We start from the raw sequence: 21,031 nt of genomic DNA on the forward strand, positions 1-21,031 counted from the left end.
GTGAGCCATCCGCAAGAACAGGCTGTTCTCACTGCCGCCGGCATCCACAAGCGCTTCGGCGCGCTTGCGGTGCTGGACGCGGTCGACTTCAGCATGGCAGCCGACGAGGCTGTCGGCATTGTCGGCCCGAACGGCGCCGGCAAGACCACCCTGCTCAGCGTGCTTTCCGGCGCCTTTCCGCCAAGTGCGGGCACGGTCCGTTTCAAGGGCGGCGATGTGACAGCGCTACCAGCGACGCAGCGCTGCCGGCTCGGCCTGGTGCGCACGCATCAGGTGCCCAAACCATTCAGCGGCATGACCACTTTCGAGAATGTCTTCGTCGCAGCGTCACACGGCGCAGGGCTCGGCCGTGACGAAGCCTATGAGGAGGCGCTCGGTTCGCTGAAACTGTGCGGCATGCTCGGCGTCGCCAACCGGCGTGCCGAGACGCTCGGCCTGCTCGATCGCAAGCGGCTGGAACTGGCACGCGCACTTGCCGCGAGACCGACTCTGCTGCTTCTGGACGAGATCGGCGGCGGGCTGACCGACGGCGAAGCGAGTGAGCTTGTCGACACAATCAAGGAATTGCGCCGGCGCAAAATCGGCATCGTCTGGATCGAGCACATCGTCCACATCCTGTTGCAGGTGGCGGAGCGGCTGATCTGCATGGATGCGGGAAAAATCATCGCCGACGGCGAGCCGCAGGCGGTCATGGCTGATCCCGAGGTCGTGCGCGCCTATCTCGGCGGAGGCCCGAAATGAGCCTGCTGTCGGTCGAGAACCTGGTTGTCCGGCATGGCCTGCTGCAGGCGGTGCGCGGCGTGAGCTTCAGCATCGAACGCGGCGAGACGCTGGCGCTGGTCGGCGCCAATGGCGCCGGCAAGACGACGCTGCTGCGGGCGATCGCCGGCGCGCACCAGCCGGCGGCCGGGCGCGTGCTGCTGGACGGTGCCGATCTTACCAACGTGCCATCGCACAGGCGCGTCGGCATGGGCATCGCGCTGGTGCCGGAGGGGCGAAAGCTGTTCGTGCAGATGACGGTCGAGGAGAACCTTCTGCTCGGCAAGACCACAGGCCGGCCGGGCGACTGGAGCGTCAACAAGGTGCTTGAGATGTTCCCCAACCTCAAGCCGCGCCGCCACGCCAGGACGGGCCATCTCTCGGGCGGCGAGCAGCAGGCGACGGCGATCGGCCGCGCGCTGATGAGCAATCCCGAAGTGCTGCTGCTCGACGAGGTTTCGCTCGGCCTGTCGCCGGCGATCGTCGACCGTGTCTACGAAGCCCTTCAGGGACTGATCGCTTCCGGCACGACCATCATCCTGGTCGAGCAGGACCTCAACCGTGCGCTCTCGGTATCCGACAGGGTCATCTGCATGCTCGAAGGGCGTGTCGTGCTTGAGGGGCCGAGCAAGGGGGTTTCGCGCAACGATGTGACAAAAGCCTATTTCGGCCTGCACCGGAAAAGCACCGGGAGCGTTCCGGCATGAGCAACCAGATCATCCAGGGCATTCTTCTCGGCGGCTATTACGCGCTGATCGCTTGCGGCCTTTCCTTCATGTTTTCGGTGATGCGCATCATCAACCTCGCGCATGGCAGCCTTGCCGTGTTCGCTGCTTATGCGCTGTGGCTGTTGGCCTCAAGGTTCCACATCTCACCATTTCTCGGCCTGCTCATCGTGCTGCCTTTGATGGCTGCAATCGGCTGGGCGCTGCAGCGCTTCCTGCTCGAACGCAGCGCGCGCGGTGGGGCGCTGCTGCCGATCCTGACCACGTTCGGCCTGGCCATCGTCATCGACAACATGCTGTTCGAGCAGTTCGGCGCCGATACGCGTTCGCTGGCGCCCTATATCGGCAGCCTGTCCTATGATTCCTGGGAGTGGCCAGGCAGCATCTATGTCGGCAAGCTCGCGGTGATCATGTTCGCAACAGCCGTGGTCCTGCTGGGTGGCCTGCAGCTTTTCCTGACCCGTACCCGGCTCGGCCGCTCGATCCGCGCCACCTCGGAAGACCCGGACACCGCAGGCCTTGTCGGTGTCGATGCACGCCGCGCCAACGCCATTGCCGCTTCCATTGCCATGGTCACGGTCGGCCTTGCCGGCGCCTTCCTCGGCATGCGCGCCACCTTCGATCCCTACGCCGGCGCGCCGCAATTGCTGTTCGCCTTCGAAGCCGCTGTCATCGGCGGCGCCGGTTCGCTGTGGGGAACGCTGATCGGCGGCATCGTGCTGGCGCTTGCCCAGACGCTTGGTGCGCAGGTGCATCCGCAGGGATTTCTGATCGGCGGCCATGCTGTCTTTCTCGTCGTGCTGTTCGTGCGGCTTTCGGCATCCGGTCTTGGCCTGCGCGGCCTGCTGCGCCTCCCCGTGAGAAAACCATCATGAGCGCCGCCATCATCGAGCGCGGCACCCAGGCTTCGCGCATCTCAGCGATTGCGGCCGTCGTCATCATCGCGCTGCTTGCAACCGCACCACAGTTCCTGTCGGCCGGGGCGGTGGACCGGATGACGGCGCTGTTCATCTATGTGATCCTGGCGGCGATGTGGAATGCGCTGGCCGGCTTCGGCGGCCTGGTCTCCGTCGGCCAGCAAGTGTTCTTCGGGCTCGGCGCTTACTTCGCCATCCGGCTGGCCGATGCCGGCTTGAACCCGTTCGCCTCGCTTTTCGTTTCCGCAATTATCGTCGGCGCGATCTCCTGGCCCCTGTCGCTGTTCATGCTGCGGCTGAGGAACGGCGAGTTCGCCATCGGCATGTGGGTGATCGCGGCGCTGACGCATCTGCTGGTCAACCTCGACAGGCTGGTGCAAGGCGAGACCGGAACGTCGCTGATCTCGCTCAATGTCTACGATGCCTCGACAAGGCGGGCTGTTATCTACTGGCTTGCGCTGGTCTCGATGACCGCCCTGCTTGCGATCCTGTTCGCCTTGCTGCGCGGGAGCACAGGTGCTGCCATCCGCGCCATCCGCGACAATGAAGATGCCGCCGCTTCGGTCGGCGTGCGCGTCACCGGCACCAAGCGGCTGCTGTTTGTGCTCGCCGCCTTCGGCATCGGCATTGCCGGCGCGCTGTGGCTGGCGACCTCCATCACCTTCCAGCCGAAAACCTACTTCAACGTCCAATGGACCGCCTACATGATCTTCATGGTGCTGGTCGGCGGCATAGGCACTTTCGAGGGTGCCATTCTCGGCGCGCTGGTGTTCTTCCTCATCGAGACCTGGTTCGGCGGCACCGGCGTCTGGTACCTGATCGGCCTTGGCGCCACGGCAGTGCTGTTCTCGCTGTTCCTGCCGCGCGGCCTGTGGGGGACGATCGAGGAGCGCTTTGGCCTGCGCCTGCTGCCGGTCGGCTACCGCGTCAGGCCTCCCGGAAATGCTCCGGCCGATGACGGCACCGCGCCCTCGCTGGAGCGAACCACGCAGCATCAGGAGAAGGCATGACCATGCTCTTCGGCAAGACGATCCTCATTACCGGTGTCGCCTCCGGCATCGGCGCGCGTACGGCGGAACTTGCCGGCCAGCTCGGCGCTGACGTTATCGGCGTCGATGTGCACGAGCCGGCTGTAGCGGCTGGCAGCTTCGTCAAGGCCGACATCTCGTCGAAGGCCGGCGTCGAAGACCTCATCGCGCGCCTGCCGCAGCGCATCGATGCGCTCTGCAATGTCGCCGGCCTGTCCGGCAGCACAGGCGCGGCAGCAACGCTGGCCGTCAATTTCTTTGGTCTCAGGGCGCTCTCGGAAGGCCTCGTGCCAAGGCTCCGTGAAGGCGGCGCCATCGTCAACGTTGCCTCGATCGCCGGCTATGGCTGGCGCGCCAATCTGAACCGCGCCGCCTCGATGGTCGCCATCGAGGGCTTTCCCGATGTCGCCGACGTGATCTGCACGCACGCGGTCCGCAACGAGGAAGGCTATCCCGTCTCCAAGGAGTTGCTGCTGCTGTGGACCTTCCGCGCGGCGCACCAGGACCTGTTCAAACGCCGTGGCATCCGTATCAATGCGGTCAGCCCCGGCCCGGTCGAGACGCCGATCCTGAAACAGTTCCGTACCGTGCTTGGTGACGCCCGTGTCGACAACGACATTGCCCGGGTCGGCCGCGCCGGCACTTCAGGCGATATCGCGCCTGTCGTGCTGTTCCTGTGCTCGGACGGCGCGCGCTGGGTCAACGGCGCCAACGTGCCGGTAGACGGCGGCCTCGAAGCATCGATCAATGCCGAAATGTTCGGCTTCTAATTCAATGAGGACGCTCCAGATGGAGCGAGGGAGACAATCATGGATATCGGACTTCTGATCGACGGCGACAAAAGGGATGCGTCGGGGTCGGCCTCCTTCGAACGCATGGACCCGTTCACCGGCAAGCTGGCAACGCGTGCAGCGGCGGCCAGCATCGCCGACGCCAACGCCGCCGTCGAAGCCGCTGCCGCTGCCTTTACGACCTGGTCGAAGACCGGACCTGGCGAGCGCCGCGCCTTGCTGTCCAAAGCAGCTGATGTGATGGCCTCCAAGGTCGGCGAATTCACCAAGCTGATGATGGAAGAAACCGGCGCCACCGGCCCCTGGGCCGGCTTCAACGTCATGCTGGCGGCCAACATGCTGCGTGAGGCAGCCGCCATGACGACTCAGATTTCTGGCGAGATCATCCCTTCCGACAAGCCGGGCACGCTGGCCATGGCGATCCGCCAGCCTGCCGGCGTCTGCCTCGGTATCGCGCCGTGGAACGCGCCGGTCATCCTCGGCACCCGCGCCATCGCGATGCCGATCGCCTGCGGCAACACGGTGGTGCTGAAGGCATCCGAAATGTGCCCTGGCACGCACCGGCTGATCGGCCAGGCGCTGGTCGAGGCCGGCCTGCCGAAGGGCGTCATCAATGTCGTCACCAACGATCCCAAGGACGCCGCTGCAATCGTCGAGGCCCTGGTCGCTCATCCCTCGGTCAAGCGCGTCAACTTCACCGGCTCGACAAAGGTCGGCAGGATCATCGCCGAGCTCGCCGGCCGGCACCTGAAGCCGGCCCTGCTCGAACTCGGCGGCAAGGCGCCGCTGCTGGTGCTGGACGATGCCGACATCGACGCGGCGGTCAACGCCGCCACCTTTGGCGCCTTCATGCATCAGGGCCAGATCTGCATGTCGACCGAGCGCCTGATCGTCGATGAAAAGATCGCCGACCAATTCGTTTCCAAGCTGGCGGCCCGTGCCTCGCAACTGCCGGCCGGAGATCCGCGCGGCCATGTCGTGCTGGGTTCGCTGATCAGCAGCCAGGCCGCCGACAAGATGGAAGAGCTCGTTGCCGACGCCGTTGCCAAGGGCGCCAAGCTCGTCGCCGGCGGCAAGCGCACCGGCACCGTGGTCGAGGCCACGCTGCTCGACCACGTGACGCCCGCAATGCGCGTCTATTCCGAAGAATCCTTCGGGCCGGTCAAACCGGTGATCCGCGTGAAGGGCGAAGACGAGGCGGTGCGTGTCGCCAACGACACCGAATACGGCCTGTCGTCGGCCGTGTTCAGCCGCGACATCAAGCGCGCCATGGCTGTCGCTGCCCGCATCGAGGCCGGCATCTGCCACATCAACGGCCCGACGGTCGGCGACGAGGCACAGATGCCATTCGGCGGCGTCAAAGGCTCGGGCTATGGCCGTTTCGGCGGCAAAGCGTCAATCGCCGAATTCACCGATTTGCGCTGGGTGACGATCGAGGATCCGGGCCAGCATTATCCGTTCTGACCCGGCCTCGCTTGGGCAACCAATAGCAGGGATCAAACCGCCATTGACGGCGTGAACCGAACGCTGGCGGATCGCGTCTGCCCGGGCGCCAGCACGATGCAGCCGGTCTCCTCGTCGCCCACCCGGTTGAAGGCGTCAGTGATGTTGCTGACGGGCTCGGCGCAAAAGAACGGTTCGCCCGGCGGCGTGTAGAGAACAAGGAAATCGAGCGGTGCCTCGGTGTCGATGTCCAGTTGCCGGCCGTGCTCCGGCCAGGAGATCCGGGCGCGGCGCGCCCATCCGGTGAAGACCGTGTCGAAGTCCACTTCCGATACGTCAAAGCCGATCGACGGATCGGCTCCTGCCGGCGGCAGGACATGCCGGATCGGCAGAACCTCTGTATCGGCTTCCCACATGCCTGACACCGTTGCCTGGACATGCGTCCACGGCGTCGACGGGAAATAGGGATGAAGGCCGAAGCCGACCGGCATCGGCGTATCCGACAGGTTGCGCACGGCCATGCTCACGCAAAGCCTGCCGTCAGCCAAGGTGATTTCTTGCTCGGCCTCGTAGCTCCATGGCCAGGAATCGGCGGCATGGCGATAGCGCAGGACGATCGTGCTGGCTTCGTGCCTCATGACCATCCATGGGTGGCGCCAGCCATGGCCATGCTCATGGTGCGGGTCTTCTGGCTGGCTGGGCAGCTGGACGGTACGCCCCGCGAATTCGAACCGGCCGCCTCTTATGCGATTGGAATAGGGTACGAGCGGGAAGCAGGCCATGGCGCCGGCATCACGACCGCTGATCGCCGCCGGATCCGCAGGGCGTAGCCAATCCACGGCGGAGCCATTGTGCCACCAGCGATACGACGCCAACGCCCCGCCGGCAGCCGGGGAAATGTCGACCGTCGCAATGCCGTCACTGATCGAGACCAGCTCCGTGTGCGGCGCGGCAACAGCAGCGGAATTCTTTGTCATTGGCACTCCCCTATCCCTTGACTCCGATCGCCATAGCGATAAGACATATCATATGAATAGTATGAAGAATAACAAATCTTTCAGCACGGCGCGCACGTCAAGGGTCGCTGTCGCGGTTTCCAGCGGCTCCACCGCGCTGCACGCAACGGTCGTCGAGCAGATCGGCCTGCGCATCGTGCAGGGCGACTTCCTGCCCGGCGAAGCCCTGCCCAATGCCGACGATTCCAGCGAGATGCTGGGCGTCAGCCGCACGGTGCTGCGCGAGGCGATCAAGGTGCTGGCCGGCAAGGGACTGGTTGAATCCAGGCCGAAGACCGGCACCCGCGTGCGTCCCCGCGCCGACTGGAATTTCCTTGACCCGGACGTGCTGTCTTGGCGCTATGCCGGCGCTGTCAGCGCCGACGACGTTCGGGCGCTGTTCGAATTGCGCCGCGCCATCGAGCCGATGTCGGCTGCACTTGCCGCCCAGCGCGCCACCCCCGCCCAGATCGCCGAGATCAATGCCGCGCTGGCCGAAATGGAAGCGCTGGTCGACGATGGCGACCGCTTCGCCAAGCCCGATCTTTTGTTTCACCAGACCATTTTGCGCATGACCGGCAATGAGCTGATCGGCTCGCTGGCCGCGCTGGTCGAAACCGCATTGGTGATGAGCTTCCGTCTCTCCAACGACAATCCGGATGGACAGCGCCATTCCTTGCCGCTGCACCGGGAAGTGGCCGAAAAGATCGCCGCCGGCGACGCACTCGGCGCACACAAGGCACTGCTGGTGCTCATCGACAATGCCGAGGACGACGTGCGCCGCAGTGTCGAGAGCCGCAACAAACGCCGCCTGGATCGGGAACAGCAGTCGTGACCGAAAACAAACGAAAACTGCGCTCGGAAGCCTGGTTCGGCGGTGAAGGCAAGAACGCTTTCATGCACCGCAGCTGGATGAAGAATCAGGGTATCCCGGCCGACTCTTTCGATGGCCGCCCCGTGATCGGCATCTGCAACACCTGGTCGGAACTGACCCCGTGCAATGCGCATCTCCGTGCCTTGGCCGATCACGTCAAGCGTGGCGTCTACGAAGCCGGCGGCCTGCCGCTGGAATTTCCTGTCATGTCGCTGGGCGAAAGCAACATGCGCCCGACCGCCATGTTGTTCCGCAATCTGGTCAGCATGGATGTTGAGGAATCGATCCGCGGCAATCCAATCGACGGCGTCATCCTGCTGGTCGGCTGCGACAAGACCACGCCGGCGCTGCTGATGGGCGCTGCGTCATGCAATTTGCCGATCATCACCGTTTCCGGCGGACCGATGCTCAACGGCAAGTTCCGTGGACAGGATATCGGCTCGGGCACCCATGTCTGGAAATTCGCTGAAGAGGTGAAGGCCGGCCGCATGGCGGTCGCCGACTTCCTCGCCGCCGAGCAGGGCCAGAGCCGATCGGCCGGCAGCTGCATGACGATGGGCACGGCCTCGACCATGGCCAGCATGGTGGAAGCACTCGGCATCGGCATGCCGGACAATGCCGCGATCCCGGCCGTGGATTCGCGGCGCGGCGTACTCGCCCAGATGGCTGGACGCCAGATCGTCGAGCTTGTCCGCAGGGACGTGAAAATTTCCGATATTCTCACCAGGCAAGCGTTCGAGAACGCCATCCGCGTCAATGGCGCGATCGGCGGCTCGACCAATGCGGTGCTGCATCTGATCGCCATTGCCAACCGGGTCGGAGTCGATCTCAGCCTCGATGACTGGGACCGCCTTGGCCGCGACATTCCGACCATTGTCGACCTTATGCCATCGGGCCGGTTCCTGATGGAAGATTTCTACTATGCCGGGGGGCTAGCTGCGGTCATGGCGTCGCTTGATGAAGTGGGGCTTCTTCATCGCGACGTCATGACCGTCAGCGACAAGACCATCGGGGAATTGATCGACGGCGCGCCGAACTACAACAGCGAGGTCATAAGGCCGATGAGCGAGCCGCTGACCGAGCAAGGTGGCATATCGATCCTGCGCGGCAATCTGGCGCCTGACGGTGCGGTCATCAAGCCGTCGGCGGCAACGCCCGAATTGATGCAGCACCGCGGCAAGGCGGTCGTGTTCGAAAACATCGAGCACTACTATGCCCGCATCGACGATCCGGAGCTGGATATCGACGCCTCCTCGGTGATGGTGCTGAAGAACTGCGGACCGCGCGGCTATCCAGGAATGGCCGAGGTCGGCAACATGCCGCTGCCGGCCAAGCTGCTCAAGCAAGGCGTCTCCGACATGGTGCGGATCTCGGACGCACGCATGAGCGGTACCGCCTACGGCACGGTGGTGTTGCATGTGGCACCGGAGGCCGCGGCTGGTGGTGCCCTGGCGCTGGTGCGCGATGGCGATCTCATCGAACTCGACGTCGCCGGCCGCCGGCTGGAGCTTCTGGTCTCGGACGAGGAACTGGCGATCCGCCGCCGCGACTGGAAGCCGCCTGCGGCACCGCAAGGCGGCTACCAGAGCCTCTATGTCGAGCGTGTGTTGCAGGCCGACAAGGGCTGCGACTTCGACTTCCTCGTCGGCCGGCGCGATGCCGGCATCCCCCGGCATTCCCACTAGAGAGGCGCGCGATGACGGATGAAATCGGCAGCTACGCGACCTATCCCAGCCTCAAGGGCCGCAGCGTCTTCATCACCGGCGGCGGCAGCGGCATCGGCGAGAGTCTGGTCCGCCATTTCTGCGCGCAGGGCAGCCGCGTCGCGTTCGTCGATCTGGCTGAGGAGCCCTCCCGGCAGCTGGTCGATGCGATTGCGGCTGAAGGACATCGCGCGCCGCTGTTCGTTCCCTGCGACCTGCGCAATGTCGAGGCGCTGCAGGCAGCAACGGTCCAGGCCATGCTGCACAACGGCCCGATCCAGGTTCTGTGCAACAACGCCGGCAATGACGACCGCCATCAGACCAAGGATGTGACGGTCGCCTACTGGGACGACCGCATGGCGGTCAATCTGCGCCATCAGTTCTTCGCAGCACAGGCAGTGCGGTCGCAGATGGGCTCGCTGGGCGGCGGCTCCATCATCAATTTCGGCTCCATCACCTGGATGGTCGGCGATCCCGATTGCCCGGCCTATGTCACCGCCAAGGCAGCCGTCTACGGCATGACGCGCGCGCTGGCCCGCGAGCTCGGTCCTGAACGCATTCGCGTTAACTGCATGGTGCCGGGCTGGGTGATGACCGAGCGCCAGATGCGGCTGTGGCTGAACCCGGCCGGTGAGCGCCAGATCGCGGAGAGACAGTGCCTGCCCGACCGGCTGCAGCCCTCCGACATCGCGCGCATGGCGCTGTTCCTCGCCGCCGACGACAGCCTGATGTGCACGAGCCAGCAGTTTATCGTCGACGCTGGCTGGGTGTGATCCGCACCGCTCCAAGGGAAGAAGGTTTTTCATGCGTCTTGTTCAGTACACAACGATCGATGGCAGCAGGCGGGTTGGCCGCGTCTCCGATGACGGCAATCACTTGCACCCACTCGACAAGACCAGCTCCGTGCTGGAACTCGCCGAAGCAGCGATCGCTGAGGGCACATCCATCGCAGCGCTGGTCGAGAAGCGGACCAGCAAAGCTACGGTCGACTACGACGAGTTGCTGCGCGATGGCCGTGTGCTCGCCCCCGTCGACCATCCGGAGCCGGCGCGTTTCCTGGTCACCGGCACCGGCCTCACCCACACTGGAAGTGCCTCTGCGCGCAACCAGATGCACTTGCTGACACATGGCGAGGAGGCCGAGGAATCGGATTCGCTGAAGATCTTCAAGATGGGCCTGGAAGGCGGCAAGCCCGGCGTCGGCAAGATCGGCATCCAGCCGGAATGGTTTTTCAAGGGCGTCGGCACATGCGTCGTGCCGCCGGGCGCCGATCTGCCGATGCCGGCATTCGCGAAAGCCGGGGCAGAGGAAGCCGAGATCGTCGGGCTTTATCTCAATGGGCCGGACGGCCATCCCTATCGCATTGGCTATGCGCTCGGAAACGAATATTCCGACCACGTGACGGAGGGCGAGAATTATCTCTATCTCGCCCATTCCAAGCTGCGCTCCTGCTCGATCGGCCCGGAGCTTTTGGTCGGCGACCTGCCCGAGGAAGTGCGCGGCCATTCCCGCATCCTGCGCGACGGTGCCGTTGTCTGGGAGCAGGAGTTCCTGTCGGGCGAGACGCACATGTCGCACTCGATCGCCAATCTCGAACACTTCCATTTCCGCTACCCGATGCACCGCAGGGCGGGCGATCTGCACGCCTATTTCTTTGGCGCGGCGGTGATGAGCTACGCCTCCGGCGTCAAGACGGCGCCCGGCGACGAGTATGAAATCCAGGCACAGACATTCGGCAAGCCGCTGCGCAACCGGATGGTGTCGGTGCCGGACGAGGGACTGGTCACCGTCACCCAGCTGTGATGGCAAAAGTCCGGAAATTACGGTCCACCAGAACGAAATGGGAGATTGAAAAATGGGACTGAAGAAAGCCTTTCTAAGACTAGCGACCATCGGGCTCGGCATCGGCCTGATGACGTCGGCGGCACTGGCCGCGAACCTTCGCGTGCTCGCCTGGGACGGCTATGCCGACCCGGACTGGGTCAAGGATTTCACCGCCGCCACCGGCATCGGCGTCGATGTCGTCTTCATCGGCAGCGACGACGAGATCTGGGCCAAGATCAAGGGCAGTGAAGGCCAGGATTTTGACGTCTTCGCTGTCAACACCGCCCAGCTGCAGCGCTACATCAAGGCCGACCTCGTGTCGCCGATCGACGTCAGCAAGCTGACCAACCAGAAGGACGTGCTGCCGCGTTTCCGCGATCTGTCGCAGGTCAGCGGCGACACCAAGGACGGCAAGGTCTACGGCATCCCGTTCTGCTTCGATTCCATCGGCCTGATCTACGACACCGACAAGGTCAAGCCGGCGCCGACCTCGATGTCGGTGCTGTGGGATCCGGCCTACAAGGGCAAGATCCTGGCCTACGACAATGGCGAGCATAATTTCTCGTTCACCGCGCTGACCCTCGGCTACAAGGATCCCTTCAACCTCAACGCCGAGCAGATGGCGGCGGTGAAGGCCAAGTTGGTCGAACTCAAGCGCAATGTGCTGAGCTTCTACACCACCGCCGACGAGGCGCAGCAGATCTACCAGAACAATGATGTTGCGCTGATCTGGGCCAATTACGGCCAGCAGCAGGTGAAGGCGCTGCAGAAGATCGGCGCCCATGTCGCCTACGTCAATCCAAGCGAAGGCGCGCTGGCCTGGCTCGACAATTGGGTGATCTCCAAGGGCGTCCGCGACAATGCGGCGGCCGAGAAATGGATTGACTTCATGCTGACCAAGAAGATCGGCGGCGAGCTTTCCGAGCGCACCGGCTTCGGCAACACAGTGGTCGAGTCGAGCAGCGCCGGCGGCAATGACAAGCTGGTCTGGCTCAACAATGTCGAAGACCCGCTCAAGCGTTCGGATCTGTGGAACGAGATCAAGGCGACGCCCTGATCCTTTCCGTATCTGACTTCGAAGGACCCGCCGGTCCGGACATTCCGGACCGCCGCAGCGTATGCGAGAATAGTCTATGAACCAGAACACCGACCTGCTGACGCTGCGGTCCGTCTCGAAATCCTACGGCACGGTTCCCGTGCTGCACGACATCGACCTGTCGATCAAGGACGGTGAGTTCCTGACCGTGCTTGGACCGTCGGGCTCCGGCAAGACCACGGTGTTGCGGCTGATCGGCGGGCTGGAGCCGCTGACAGCGGGCGACATCCGCCTGGACGGCCAGGACATCAGCCGCATGCCGATCAACAAGCGGCCGTTCAACACCGTCTTCCAGGACTATGCGCTGTTCCCGCACATGACTGTTTCCGGCAATGTCGGCTATGGGCTTTCGGTTCGCCATATCAAGCGCAAGGAGATCGCGCGCCGCGTCGCGGAAGCGCTGGAACTGGTGCAGCTCGGGCGTTTCACCGACCGCTTCCCGGCGCAGCTCTCCGGCGGCCAGCGCCAGCGCGTTGCGCTGGCGCGCGCGCTGATCTGCCAGCCGCGCCTGATCCTGCTCGACGAGCCGCTCGCCGCACTCGACCTGGAACTGCGCCGGCAGATGCAGGAGTTCCTGAAATCCATCCAGCGTGAAATCAAGACAACCTTCCTGTTCGTCACCCACGACCAGGAAGAAGCGATCGGCATGGCCGACCGGATCTGCGTCATGCAGGCCGGCCATATCCGCCAGCTCGGTACGCCGCACGACCTCTACTACAAGCCGAATTGCGAGTTCGTGGCGCGCTTCTTCGGCGAGAACAATCTGGTCGCCGGAAAGCTCGGCCCGATCCAGGGCGAACAGCGATCGATTGAGACCGCACTTGGGCGCCTGGTCTGCTCGATCAGCGACCAGCCGCATCTGAAGACCGCACCAGACGGCGCCAGCGCCTTCGCGGCGTTCCGTCCCGAGGCCTTGCATCTTGCGGATGCCAAAGACGACGGCAACCGCTTTTCCGGTACCATCGCCGATCTGGCCTTTGCAGGCTCGTCGACCGTTGCCACGATCACAGCGGGGGCGGACAATGCCGCGCAGCGGCTGCGGCTACGCATGCCGAGCCGTATCGACGGCAGTGCGCTCAAGTCAGGCGAAACGGTCTCGCTTTGCTTTGCACCGCATGAAGGCCATCTGGTGCTGGCATGAGCGCGGCCGGCTCGACCCATCCCGCGGAAAGGCGTTTGTCGCTGCTGGTCACGGTGCTGGCCTTCGCGCTGCCGGTGATCTTCGTCCTCGTGCCGCTGGCGATCTTCCTCGTCTACAGCTTCTTCAGCGTCGACCAGGGCACGATCATCTACGCGCCGACGCTCGGCAACTATGTCAGGTTCTTCACCGACCCGATCTTCCTGCCGGTGTTCTGGAATACCATCGTGCTGTGTGTGTCGGTGGCCGTCATCTGCATCCTGCTCGCCTATCCCGCCGCCTATTTCCTGACGACGCTGAAAGGGCGCTGGCGCTATGCTTTGCTGATGCTGCTGCTGGTGCCGCTGCTGATGAGCTATGTCATCAAGATCTACGCCATCCGCAGCATCCTCGGCCTCAACGGCTTCCTCAACAAGGCGCTGGTGGCGGTCGGCATCCTGGATCAGCCATCGACGCTTTTCGTCTTCAACATGAACGCCATCCTGTTGACGCTGAGCCTGCTTTTGATCCCCTTCGCCATCCTGCCGATCTTCCTGTCGCTGGAGCGCATCCCGCAAACCTTGCTGCGCGCTTCCGATGACCTTGGCGCCAGCGGCTGGCAGACCTTCTTGCGCATCACCTTGCCGCTCAGCCTGCCCGGCGTCGCCTCGGCCGCGAGCTTCGTCTTCGTGCTGGCGATCGGCGACTTCCTGACGCCGCAGATGGTCGGCGGTATCAGCGGCTTCACCTTCGGCCGCATCCTCTACAGCCAGTTCGGCACAGCCTATAACTGGCCATTCGGCGCCGCACTCTCGGTGGCGTTGGCGATCGTGGTGATCTGCGCCATCCTCATCGGCGAACGCTTCGGACGCAACCGGGGGACGTCGTTATGAGCGCCCTGCCCCGGCCCTCGACCATCTTCCTGGCCGCGATCACGACGCTGGTCGCGGTGCTGCTCTACAGCCCGCTGTTCGTGCCGATCGTGTCGTCGTTCTTCACCATCTCGCATGGCAATGTCGACTGGTCGTCACCGACGCTTTCGACCTATGTGGCGCTGGCCGAAAACCACGACATCCTGACCGCCTTGCGCACCACGCTGATCGTCGGCGTCTGCACAGTCGTCCTCTCCGTGGTCAGCGGAACGCTGCTGGCGCTCTACTATCACGGCCGCCGCTCCGGACGCTCGATCCTGCAGTTCATCATCTTCCTGCCATTCCTGATGCCGCCGATCATCAGCGGCCTGGCGCTGCTGATCTTCTTTCGCGAAATCCATCTTGAGCGCTCGCTGCTGACGGTCGTCATCGGCCACACTGTCTTCGTGCTGGCGATCGTTTATCGCACGGTGCTGATGCGGCTGCAGTCGATGAGCCGCACGCTGGTCGAAGCGTCCTACGATCTCGGCGCCACCGGCTGGCAGACCTTCTGGCGCATCATCCTGCCTAACCTGTCGAGCGCCATGGTCGGCGGCGCCATCCTGGCCTTCGCGCTGTCATTCGACGAAACCATGATCACCATCCTGGTCACCGGCACGCAAAGCACGCTGCCGGTCAGGTTGTGGGCGATGATGCGGCTTGGCTTCTCGCCCGACATCAATGCGCTGGTGGCGCTGATCCTGATGTTCACCGTGCTGCTCTGCGTGCTCGCCGCCCGTTTCCTGATCCCCAGGCAAATGGCGACGGAACGGACCTGAGCTCTCGAGCGCCCGTCATCGCGCGGGGGCCGTTGGATCGAGATCGAAGACCCGTCCGCGGTTGAGGATGTCCTTCGGGTCAAGCGCTGTCTTCAGCCGCCGCATCGTGGCGATTTCGGCGTCGCTGCGCACCAGGTGCAACCACTGCTTCTTGTCGAGGCCGATGCCATGTTCGGCCGACACGCCGCCGCCCGCCGCCGCGACACCGCGATAGACGATGCCGTAGGCCGCCGCCGGATCCGCGGACAGGACCTGGTAGTGCAGATTGCCGTCGCCGAGATGGCCGAAGACATAAATGTCGGCGCCGGGATCGACGGCGTGGATGGCTGCGTCCGCCTCTTGCAGGAACGCGCCCATGCGCGACAGCGGGATGCTGATGTCGACGCCGATCAGGCCTTTGATCGAAAACAGGACACGGTTGGCGTCCTCGCGCACGTCCCAAAGCGCGCGGAATTCGCGCGGTGATTGCGAGACGACGACATCGTCGACCACGCCGTCCTCGACCGCCTGCATCAGAACTTCGGCGAAGCGTTCGCTGTCGCGCTCGGGCTCACTGCCCTGGATTTCGGCTAAGACATAGACGGGCGAGCCGGCCGGCAACGGCGCCGGCATGGCCATGCTGCCAACCATGATGTCATAGAGCGGCGCGAAGTTGACCTCGTAGGCTGATAGCAATGGCCCGAGCTTTTGCCGCAGCAGCCCAAGCAGCGCGATCGCCGCATCGAGCGAAGCGAGCGCGCAAAAGGCGTTCACCTCGGACGCGGGCTTGGGATACAGCCTGAGCGCGGCGCGGGTGACGACGCCAAGGGTGCCTTCCGCGCCGATGAAGAGCTGGCTGAGGTCGTAGCCGGAATTGTCCTTGGGCAGGCCCCTCAGCGAGGACAGCACGCTGCCATCGGCAAGCACGGCCTCCAGCCCCAGCACCTGCGCCCGGTACATGCCGTAGCGCAGCACGCGGATGCCGCCGGCATTGGTGGCGATGTTGCCGCCGACCGTTGCCGAACCCCGCGCGCCGATATCGACACCGAACATCAGCCCGGCGCCGTCGGCGGCCTCCTGCACCGCCTGCAGCGTTGCACCCGCTTCGGCGACGATGCTGGCGGCCTGGCTATCCGGTGCGGCAAGGCCGGTCATGCGCTCCAGCGACAGCACGATCTCGCCCGGCTGGACGCGTGCGCCACCGGCCAGTCCGGTGCGTCCACCCTGGACGACGACCGGCTGGCCGAGAGCGTTGCACCCGGCGAGTGCTGCCGCGACACCAACAGTATCGCGCGGACGCAGCACCACTTCCGGCAGCACGCCAGGCTTGCCGTCAAGAGCATCGCGATAGCGCTGGTCGACATCGGCGCCGGCAAGCACGCCGCCCGCGCCCAGCCTATCGCCAAGAGCGGAGAGAAGTCGTTGCGTTTCGGGCGACATCGGGCTCAGACGCCTGCGTGGCGAGACGCGTCTGCGTCCAGCGACCGGACGGCCCGATGCGTATTCCTGTCCGACACGCGCGCCATCCTTCCATTGCAGCCGGTCGATCCTATTCGGGATCGCCTGCCGTGCAAGCGATATCGGCCTGCCTCAAGGCGATGCCGGCACCAATCGCGATGCGATGCGATCGATGCCGGACACACTGTGTCAGTCTACTGAAGCTTGGCCTGCAGCGCGTTGACGTCGTCGGTGGTCATTTCACCGTCGGTGGTCACCTTGCCGTCGACGATCTTCCACAGCCGGAACGGACCGGTGATGTCGCCATATTTGTCGAAGGCGACCGGGCCGATGACACCTTCATAGCGGATCGGCTTGCCGTCCTTGATCAGGCCGAGCGCCTTGGCGAACTCCTCCTTGCCGGCGAAGATCGGCGTGCCGGCCGGATCGACCGCCTTGTACATCGCGTCCTTGATCTTGGCCGGATCCTCGGAGCCGGCAATGGCGATGGCCAGACCAACGATGGCGCCGGCATCATAGGAACGGTCGGCCGCCGGATTGGACGGCTCGATGCCGGAGAATTCCTTGTAGTTCTTCATGAAATAGTCGGTCGAAGCCGTCGGGCTGGTGCCCGACGAGGTGCCATAGGCCTCCTTCAGATAATCGGCGCCGACAGACTCGATGAAATCAGGGCTGTTCATGCCGTCATTGAGCAGGAATTTCTGCACGCCGCCCTGCGAAATCCAGGTGCGGGCAACCGTTGCGCCGTCGACCGGCGTGCTGACGAGATAGAGCCCGTCCGGTTCGCCCGCCATCGCCGCCGTGACCTCGGAGGCATAGCTCGACTGTTTCTCATTGTAGGGCGTGTCGGAGACGATGGTGCCGCCGAGCGCTTTGTAGGCGCGTGAGAATTCGGCGACCATGTTGACGCCGAAGTCGTTGTTGACGTGGATGATCGACAGCTTCTTGAAGCCCTTGTCGATGGCGTATTTGGCGGCAGCCACGCCCTGCAGCGCATCCGACGTGATGGTGCGGAAGAAGATGCCGTTGGTCTTGCCGTCGCGGCCGAGCGCCGTCAGCGTCGGCGAGGAGGAAGCCGGCGACACCTGGACGATCTTGGCCGGTGCGGTCACCGAAGTCAGGATCGGGATCGAGACCGAAGAGATAATGCCGCCTATGATGACCGGCACCTTCTTGACCTGGACCAGCTGGGTGGCGGCATCGACCGCTATGTTGCCCTGGCTCTGGCTGTCGCGCGTGTCGGTCGCCAGATCGCAGCCACGCACGCCGCCGGCGGCGTTGATGTCGCGAAAAGCCATTTCGACCGACTTGGCGCCGGCCTGGCCGTATTCGCCGGCCGGACCGGTCAGTTCCATGACGAGGCCGACGGTGATCTTGCAGTCGGCAGCTTGTGCGGCACCCGCCATCGTGACGAGCGCGAGCGCGGTGGTGAGTTGGAGTATCGTCTTTGTCATTGTTGTTCCCCTTTCGTTACTCGACTCTAATTTGATCTCTGGAGCCTGTTCAGCGTTCCGGCACCCGCAGCCAGGTTTCATGCAGATGCCGCCATTCGACGCCGTTGGGCGCCGATGAACTGGTGGTAAAGACGGCGCTTGACTGGCGGCGGCTATGCTTGCCGCCGCGCAGCTGTGCCTCGACGTAGAAGACGACGATCGTGTCGGCGCTTTGCCAACCGGGGCGGATGTCCTCGATCGAGATGGTAAAGCTGTCATCGCAGGAGGCCCGGCTTGAGCGGACATGGTCGACGACCTCAGCCCGATCGAGCACAATGCCGTCCGGCGTGACCATGCCGAGGTCTTCGCCCATGACATGCTCGAAGCGGTCGAAATCCACCGTGTCGGCACGCGCAGGGACAAACCAGTCGACGAAGAAGCGATGCAGGTCGACGACCTCGGCGCTGGCACGCGAAAACAGGGAGGGTCTGCCGCTCATTTCTTCCCCGCATTGAGGTTGTAATGCATGATCGAACCATGGCGGCCATGGCGGTCGCGCTCCAGCGTGTAGACATCGCCGTCGAGCCCGGTCCCTTGCGCAATGACGGCGGCAATTCGCGACCGGTCGTCGGCGTCGAGTACGACATCCATGATTTTGGCATTGGCCAGCGCATGCGCCTGGTTGCGGGCACCGACGATGACCGCCGCCACTTGGCGCTGCTCCAGCACCCAGGCACTGGCGATGGTGGCGATGTCGACGCCATGCCGGTCGCCAACGGATTTCAAGGCCCGAAGCAATTGCTGGAACAGGTCCCAGCCGCCGAAATCATCGATGATCAGCTTGTATTTGACCAGCGAGCGGTTTTCGAGCGGCGTCGCGGGTTCGGCCACGCCAAGCCATTTGTCGCTGAGGAAGCCGCCGGCGACCGAACCATAGCAGAGGAAGCTGACGCCATTCTGCTTTGCAAGGTCAGCAAGGCTATTCGCGGGCCGCTGGTCGAGCACCGAATATTGCAGTTGCTGGCTGACCAGCGGAATGCCGGCGGCGAGGATTTCGGCGAGCCGCGGCGTGTCGAAATTGGTGGTGCCGAGATTGCGCACCTTGCCCTCCAGCCGAAGCTCGTTGAGCCAGCCCATCGCGTCGACGTAACGAGGCTGGTCATAATCCCACCAGTGGAACTGCACGAGATCGATCCGCTCGGTCTTAAGCCTGCGCAGCGACTGGTCGACGATGCCCCTGATGTAGTCGCGGCTGATGCCGGCCAGCCGTTCGAGGTCGGGCACCAGCTTGGTGTGCACCTTCATCCTGGCGGCGACATCGAGGCCGCGCTCGCTGGCCAGCCGCAGGCGCGCGGCGCCGATCAGCTCCTCGACGCCGGTATAGATGTCGGCGCAATCATAGGTCCAGATGCCAGCATCGAAGGTGGCGATCAGGTCGGCCACCGCTTGGCCGCGATCGATGGCGCCGTGCCCACCTGCGAGTTGCCAGCCGCCGCGAATGACGCGCGAGATGGTGTAGCCGGGACCGAGTTCGAAGGTCTTGGCGCTCATGTCTGGTCATTCTCCTTCGGCAGCGGCACGGCCGTGGTTTCGGCATGGCTGAACCGCCGCTTGGCCAGCCTGACGATGCGGAGCCGGCTGGCGCAATTGGGATCGGGACAGGCGATCTCGGCGTCCGAGGTCATCCAGTCATTCCTGTCGGTCGGGCGCTGCTTTGCCGCGAGAAACGGCAATACGGAGGCAAGCGAATAGATCGAAAAACTCTGCCCCGCCGGCATCGACAGCATCTCGCCCTTGAGTTCGAAATAGTCGCCTGATTTGGCGCCGCAATAGATGGGCTTGCCCTCGGGGATAACCGCCTCGACGCGAAGGTCGAAAAGATCGAAACTGTCGTCAGCCATTCGAGGCCTCCACCAGGCTGAAAGTCATGTCGCAGGCGCCGTTGCGGCGGATGATCCCGCATGCGGCGGCGAACTGGTCGCGCTGATCGGCCCGCACCTGCGCCACGACGCTACCGGCCAGCCAACCGATCGGGAACAGCAGGCGCGCCCCCTGCCCGTAATAGAGACCGATATCGAAGATGGCGGTGGGATTGCCGCCCCACATACGCGGCGGCACGTAGGACAGCACGATGTCACCCGGCTGCGGCGTCAATGTCGCGTTCTCCGCCGGCAAGGGCTTGGCATAGGCCTGGCCCTCGAGATCAGCCGATGGAACCGGACAAGAAATTTCCGGGCCTGTCCACATCGCATGAATGCCCGGAACGACGCGTGGCGTGGCGAGATACGCCTGGAGAAACGCCGCGTTTTCCGGCGCCTTCTCGGGCAGCAGCAGGGCTGTCACGGAAAGCTTCGAGCGTGGCTCGGTGATCCCAATGGAAATCATGTCTGATCTTTCGTGGCAGCCGATTGCAGCTTGTCGCGCAGGAAAGCAAAAGGCCGGCTGATATCGGCCACCAGCGCTTCGCGCGCCGCTTGCGCGTCCTGTTTGGCTAGAGCCGCGACGATGCTGCGGTGATAGTGCGCGGTGTCGACCTCGCCGGCTTCGGAAAAGGCGTAGATGGCGACGCGGATGCAAGGTCCCGATTGCAGCCACAGGCTCTCGATCATCGGGATCAGCACGGCCGACCCGCAGCAGCGGTAGATCTCGAAATGGAAGCTCTGGTTGAGCGTCGCTTCGCGGTCGATATCCTTCTTGTGCTTCAGCGCCCGCATCTCGTCCCACTCGCCCAGCATGGCTTCAATCGAAGCAATCTGGCGCGGGCTCATGCGCGTGGCGGCAAGCGCAATCGCTTCGCCTTCGATGAGGGAGCGGGCGCGCAGAAGGTCGTCGATGCGTTCCAGTGTGATCGGCGGCACGCGCACCGAGCGGTTGGGCAGCGCCTCCAGCGCCTTTTCCGTGATCAGCCGCCCCAGCGCTTCGCGCACCGGCATGGTCGAGGTGACCAGTGCATCGGCAAGGCCACGGATGGTCAGCACCTGGTTCGGTTCGAACAGGCCGCCGATCAAGGCCCGGCGCAACTCAGAATAGACGCGATCCTGCACGGTCTCGCGGCCGACCGGCGTAAGCTGGGCTGCGATCGTTTCATTGTTTCGCTCGATGGCAGCCTTTTGCATGGCAGTCCCGGTCTTGGCCCGTTTTCGGCTTGCGGATGAAATTAAAGCCGAATAGCGTGATCAAAGCAAGTGTGATCACAAAT

The 21,031-nt window shown here is 64.1% G+C and carries 22 protein-coding genes; 14 read left to right on the forward strand and 8 right to left on the reverse strand.

Going from position 1 to position 21,031, the window contains the following annotated elements; all coding sequences use genetic code 11:
- The first annotated feature begins 93 nt into the window (after positions 1 to 93).
- Genes EB235_RS28710 through EB235_RS28735 form a run of 6 tightly spaced genes read left to right on the forward strand, consistent with a single transcriptional unit; the run spans position 94 to position 5,684 of the window.
- The gene (locus EB235_RS28710) at positions 94 to 741 is read left to right on the forward strand and encodes an ATP-binding cassette domain-containing protein (protein WP_245268983.1); all 648 of its coding nucleotides are present in this window, start codon (positions 94 to 96) and stop codon (positions 739 to 741) included.
- On the forward strand, positions 738 to 1,466 hold the full coding sequence (locus EB235_RS28715; protein WP_027034023.1) for an ABC transporter ATP-binding protein: 729 nt from the start codon (positions 738 to 740) through the stop codon (positions 1,464 to 1,466). Before EB235_RS28710 ends, EB235_RS28715 begins: the two co-directional genes overlap by 4 nt.
- Positions 1,463 to 2,359, forward strand: a complete 897-nt coding sequence (locus tag EB235_RS28720) for a branched-chain amino acid ABC transporter permease (protein WP_027034022.1) — start codon at positions 1,463 to 1,465, stop codon at positions 2,357 to 2,359. The genes EB235_RS28715 and EB235_RS28720 overlap by 4 nt, the downstream gene beginning before the upstream one ends.
- Positions 2,356 to 3,411, forward strand: a complete 1,056-nt coding sequence (locus EB235_RS28725; RefSeq protein ID WP_032926056.1) for a branched-chain amino acid ABC transporter permease — start codon at positions 2,356 to 2,358, stop codon at positions 3,409 to 3,411. The genes EB235_RS28720 and EB235_RS28725 overlap by 4 nt, the downstream gene beginning before the upstream one ends.
- A gap of 2 nt (positions 3,412 to 3,413) precedes the next feature.
- A complete protein-coding gene (locus tag EB235_RS28730) occupies positions 3,414 to 4,199 on the forward strand; it encodes a coniferyl-alcohol dehydrogenase (RefSeq protein WP_027034020.1) in 786 nt (261 codons plus the stop codon).
- A gap of 39 nt (positions 4,200 to 4,238) precedes the next feature.
- On the forward strand, positions 4,239 to 5,684 hold the full coding sequence (locus tag EB235_RS28735) for an aldehyde dehydrogenase (protein ID WP_027034019.1): 1,446 nt from the start codon (positions 4,239 to 4,241) through the stop codon (positions 5,682 to 5,684).
- A gap of 32 nt (positions 5,685 to 5,716) precedes the next feature.
- On the opposite strand, the gene EB235_RS28740 is transcribed toward EB235_RS28735, so the two are convergent.
- Complete coding sequence (locus EB235_RS28740; protein ID WP_027034018.1) at positions 5,717 to 6,640, reverse strand: aldose 1-epimerase; 924 nt, start codon at positions 6,638 to 6,640, stop codon at positions 5,717 to 5,719.
- A gap of 61 nt (positions 6,641 to 6,701) precedes the next feature.
- Here EB235_RS28740 and EB235_RS28745 point away from each other — a divergent pair, with 61 nt between their 5' ends.
- From EB235_RS28745 to EB235_RS28780, 8 genes are all read left to right on the forward strand, one after another.
- Positions 6,702 to 7,493, forward strand: coding sequence for a FadR/GntR family transcriptional regulator (locus tag EB235_RS28745; protein WP_027034017.1), 792 nt, complete (start codon positions 6,702 to 6,704; stop codon positions 7,491 to 7,493).
- Positions 7,490 to 9,217 carry an IlvD/Edd family dehydratase gene (locus tag EB235_RS28750; RefSeq protein ID WP_027034016.1) on the forward strand — a complete coding sequence of 576 codons (1,728 nt, stop codon included), beginning with the start codon at positions 7,490 to 7,492 and terminating at the stop codon, positions 9,215 to 9,217. Before EB235_RS28745 ends, EB235_RS28750 begins: the two co-directional genes overlap by 4 nt.
- 11 nt (positions 9,218 to 9,228) lie before the next feature.
- Complete coding sequence (locus EB235_RS28755) at positions 9,229 to 10,008, forward strand: SDR family NAD(P)-dependent oxidoreductase (protein WP_027034015.1); 780 nt, start codon at positions 9,229 to 9,231, stop codon at positions 10,006 to 10,008.
- A 31-nt stretch (positions 10,009 to 10,039) separates the two neighbouring features.
- On the forward strand, positions 10,040 to 11,038 hold the full coding sequence (gene araD1, locus EB235_RS28760; protein WP_027034014.1) for an AraD1 family protein: 999 nt from the start codon (positions 10,040 to 10,042) through the stop codon (positions 11,036 to 11,038).
- A 52-nt stretch (positions 11,039 to 11,090) separates the two neighbouring features.
- Positions 11,091 to 12,116, forward strand: a complete 1,026-nt coding sequence (locus tag EB235_RS28765) for an ABC transporter substrate-binding protein (protein WP_027034013.1) — start codon at positions 11,091 to 11,093, stop codon at positions 12,114 to 12,116.
- Positions 12,117 to 12,192: 76 nt separating this feature from the next.
- Entirely contained in the window at positions 12,193 to 13,296 is a 1,104-nt protein-coding gene (locus tag EB235_RS28770; protein ID WP_027034012.1) for an ABC transporter ATP-binding protein, read from the forward strand.
- Positions 13,293 to 14,165, forward strand: a complete 873-nt coding sequence (locus tag EB235_RS28775) for an ABC transporter permease (RefSeq protein WP_027034011.1) — start codon at positions 13,293 to 13,295, stop codon at positions 14,163 to 14,165. Before EB235_RS28770 ends, EB235_RS28775 begins: the two co-directional genes overlap by 4 nt.
- Entirely contained in the window at positions 14,162 to 14,962 is an 801-nt protein-coding gene (locus EB235_RS28780; RefSeq protein WP_027034010.1) for an ABC transporter permease, read from the forward strand. The genes EB235_RS28775 and EB235_RS28780 overlap by 4 nt, the downstream gene beginning before the upstream one ends.
- A 15-nt stretch (positions 14,963 to 14,977) precedes the next feature.
- Here the strand turns inward: EB235_RS28780 and EB235_RS28785 are convergent, their stop codons facing one another.
- The 7 genes from EB235_RS28785 to EB235_RS28815 form a co-directional block, all read right to left on the reverse strand.
- Positions 14,978 to 16,381, reverse strand: a complete 1,404-nt coding sequence (locus EB235_RS28785) for an FAD-binding oxidoreductase (RefSeq protein WP_027034009.1) — start codon at positions 16,379 to 16,381, stop codon at positions 14,978 to 14,980.
- Between the two features lie 212 nt (positions 16,382 to 16,593).
- Positions 16,594 to 17,853 (reverse strand): ABC transporter substrate-binding protein, encoded by a 1,260-nt coding sequence (locus EB235_RS28790; RefSeq protein WP_027034008.1) that lies wholly within the window; start codon positions 17,851 to 17,853, stop codon positions 16,594 to 16,596.
- Between the two features lie 49 nt (positions 17,854 to 17,902).
- A complete protein-coding gene (locus EB235_RS28795; protein ID WP_027034007.1) occupies positions 17,903 to 18,331 on the reverse strand; it encodes a DUF4440 domain-containing protein in 429 nt (142 codons plus the stop codon).
- Positions 18,328 to 19,383 carry an aldo/keto reductase gene (locus tag EB235_RS28800; protein WP_027034006.1) on the reverse strand — a complete coding sequence of 352 codons (1,056 nt, stop codon included), beginning with the start codon at positions 19,381 to 19,383 and terminating at the stop codon, positions 18,328 to 18,330. The genes EB235_RS28795 and EB235_RS28800 overlap by 4 nt, the downstream gene beginning before the upstream one ends.
- The gene (locus EB235_RS28805) at positions 19,380 to 19,733 is read right to left on the reverse strand and encodes a TIGR04076 family protein (protein ID WP_027034005.1); all 354 of its coding nucleotides are present in this window, start codon (positions 19,731 to 19,733) and stop codon (positions 19,380 to 19,382) included. The genes EB235_RS28800 and EB235_RS28805 overlap by 4 nt, the downstream gene beginning before the upstream one ends.
- Positions 19,726 to 20,217: a DUF3830 family protein gene (locus EB235_RS28810; protein ID WP_027034004.1), complete on the reverse strand. Its 492-nt coding sequence runs from the start codon at positions 20,215 to 20,217 to the stop codon at positions 19,726 to 19,728. The genes EB235_RS28805 and EB235_RS28810 overlap by 8 nt, the downstream gene beginning before the upstream one ends.
- Positions 20,214 to 20,948, reverse strand: coding sequence for a GntR family transcriptional regulator (locus EB235_RS28815; protein ID WP_027034003.1), 735 nt, complete (start codon positions 20,946 to 20,948; stop codon positions 20,214 to 20,216). The genes EB235_RS28810 and EB235_RS28815 overlap by 4 nt, the downstream gene beginning before the upstream one ends.
- Between the last annotated feature and the right edge of the window lie 83 nt (positions 20,949 to 21,031).

It is taken from the genome of Mesorhizobium loti R88b (genome assembly GCF_013170845.1).
GTDB classification, from domain to species: domain Bacteria; phylum Pseudomonadota; class Alphaproteobacteria; order Rhizobiales; family Rhizobiaceae; genus Mesorhizobium; species Mesorhizobium loti_B.

Bases quoted from the DNA above. Each gene is read 5' to 3' on its own strand.
- EB235_RS28740 (WP_027034018.1), bottom strand. From the start codon at position 6,640: ATGACAAAGAATTCCGCTGCTGTTGCCGCGCCGCACACGGAGCTGGTC.
- EB235_RS28775 (WP_027034011.1), top strand. From the start codon at position 13,293: ATGAGCGCGGCCGGCTCGACCCATCCCGCGGAAAGGCGTTTGTCGCTG.
- EB235_RS28790 (WP_027034008.1), bottom strand. From the start codon at position 17,853: ATGACAAAGACGATACTCCAACTCACCACCGCGCTCGCGCTCGTCACG.
- EB235_RS28725 (WP_032926056.1), top strand. From the start codon at position 2,356: ATGAGCGCCGCCATCATCGAGCGCGGCACCCAGGCTTCGCGCATCTCA.
- EB235_RS28745 (WP_027034017.1), top strand. From the start codon at position 6,702: ATGAAGAATAACAAATCTTTCAGCACGGCGCGCACGTCAAGGGTCGCT.
- EB235_RS28710 (WP_245268983.1), top strand. From the start codon at position 94: ATGGCAGCCGACGAGGCTGTCGGCATTGTCGGCCCGAACGGCGCCGGC.
- EB235_RS28720 (WP_027034022.1), top strand. From the start codon at position 1,463: ATGAGCAACCAGATCATCCAGGGCATTCTTCTCGGCGGCTATTACGCG.
- EB235_RS28785 (WP_027034009.1), bottom strand. From the start codon at position 16,381: ATGTCGCCCGAAACGCAACGACTTCTCTCCGCTCTTGGCGATAGGCTG.
- EB235_RS28715 (WP_027034023.1), top strand. From the start codon at position 738: ATGAGCCTGCTGTCGGTCGAGAACCTGGTTGTCCGGCATGGCCTGCTG.
- EB235_RS28800 (WP_027034006.1), bottom strand. From the start codon at position 19,383: ATGAGCGCCAAGACCTTCGAACTCGGTCCCGGCTACACCATCTCGCGC.
- EB235_RS28810 (WP_027034004.1), bottom strand. From the start codon at position 20,217: ATGATTTCCATTGGGATCACCGAGCCACGCTCGAAGCTTTCCGTGACA.
- EB235_RS28795 (WP_027034007.1), bottom strand. From the start codon at position 18,331: ATGAGCGGCAGACCCTCCCTGTTTTCGCGTGCCAGCGCCGAGGTCGTC.
- EB235_RS28770 (WP_027034012.1), top strand. From the start codon at position 12,193: ATGAACCAGAACACCGACCTGCTGACGCTGCGGTCCGTCTCGAAATCC.
- EB235_RS28805 (WP_027034005.1), bottom strand. From the start codon at position 19,733: ATGGCTGACGACAGTTTCGATCTTTTCGACCTTCGCGTCGAGGCGGTT.
- EB235_RS28755 (WP_027034015.1), top strand. From the start codon at position 9,229: ATGACGGATGAAATCGGCAGCTACGCGACCTATCCCAGCCTCAAGGGC.
- EB235_RS28730 (WP_027034020.1), top strand. From the start codon at position 3,414: ATGCTCTTCGGCAAGACGATCCTCATTACCGGTGTCGCCTCCGGCATC.
- araD1 (WP_027034014.1), top strand. From the start codon at position 10,040: ATGCGTCTTGTTCAGTACACAACGATCGATGGCAGCAGGCGGGTTGGC.
- EB235_RS28765 (WP_027034013.1), top strand. From the start codon at position 11,091: ATGGGACTGAAGAAAGCCTTTCTAAGACTAGCGACCATCGGGCTCGGC.
- EB235_RS28815 (WP_027034003.1), bottom strand. From the start codon at position 20,948: ATGCAAAAGGCTGCCATCGAGCGAAACAATGAAACGATCGCAGCCCAG.
- EB235_RS28735 (WP_027034019.1), top strand. From the start codon at position 4,239: ATGGATATCGGACTTCTGATCGACGGCGACAAAAGGGATGCGTCGGGG.
- EB235_RS28780 (WP_027034010.1), top strand. From the start codon at position 14,162: ATGAGCGCCCTGCCCCGGCCCTCGACCATCTTCCTGGCCGCGATCACG.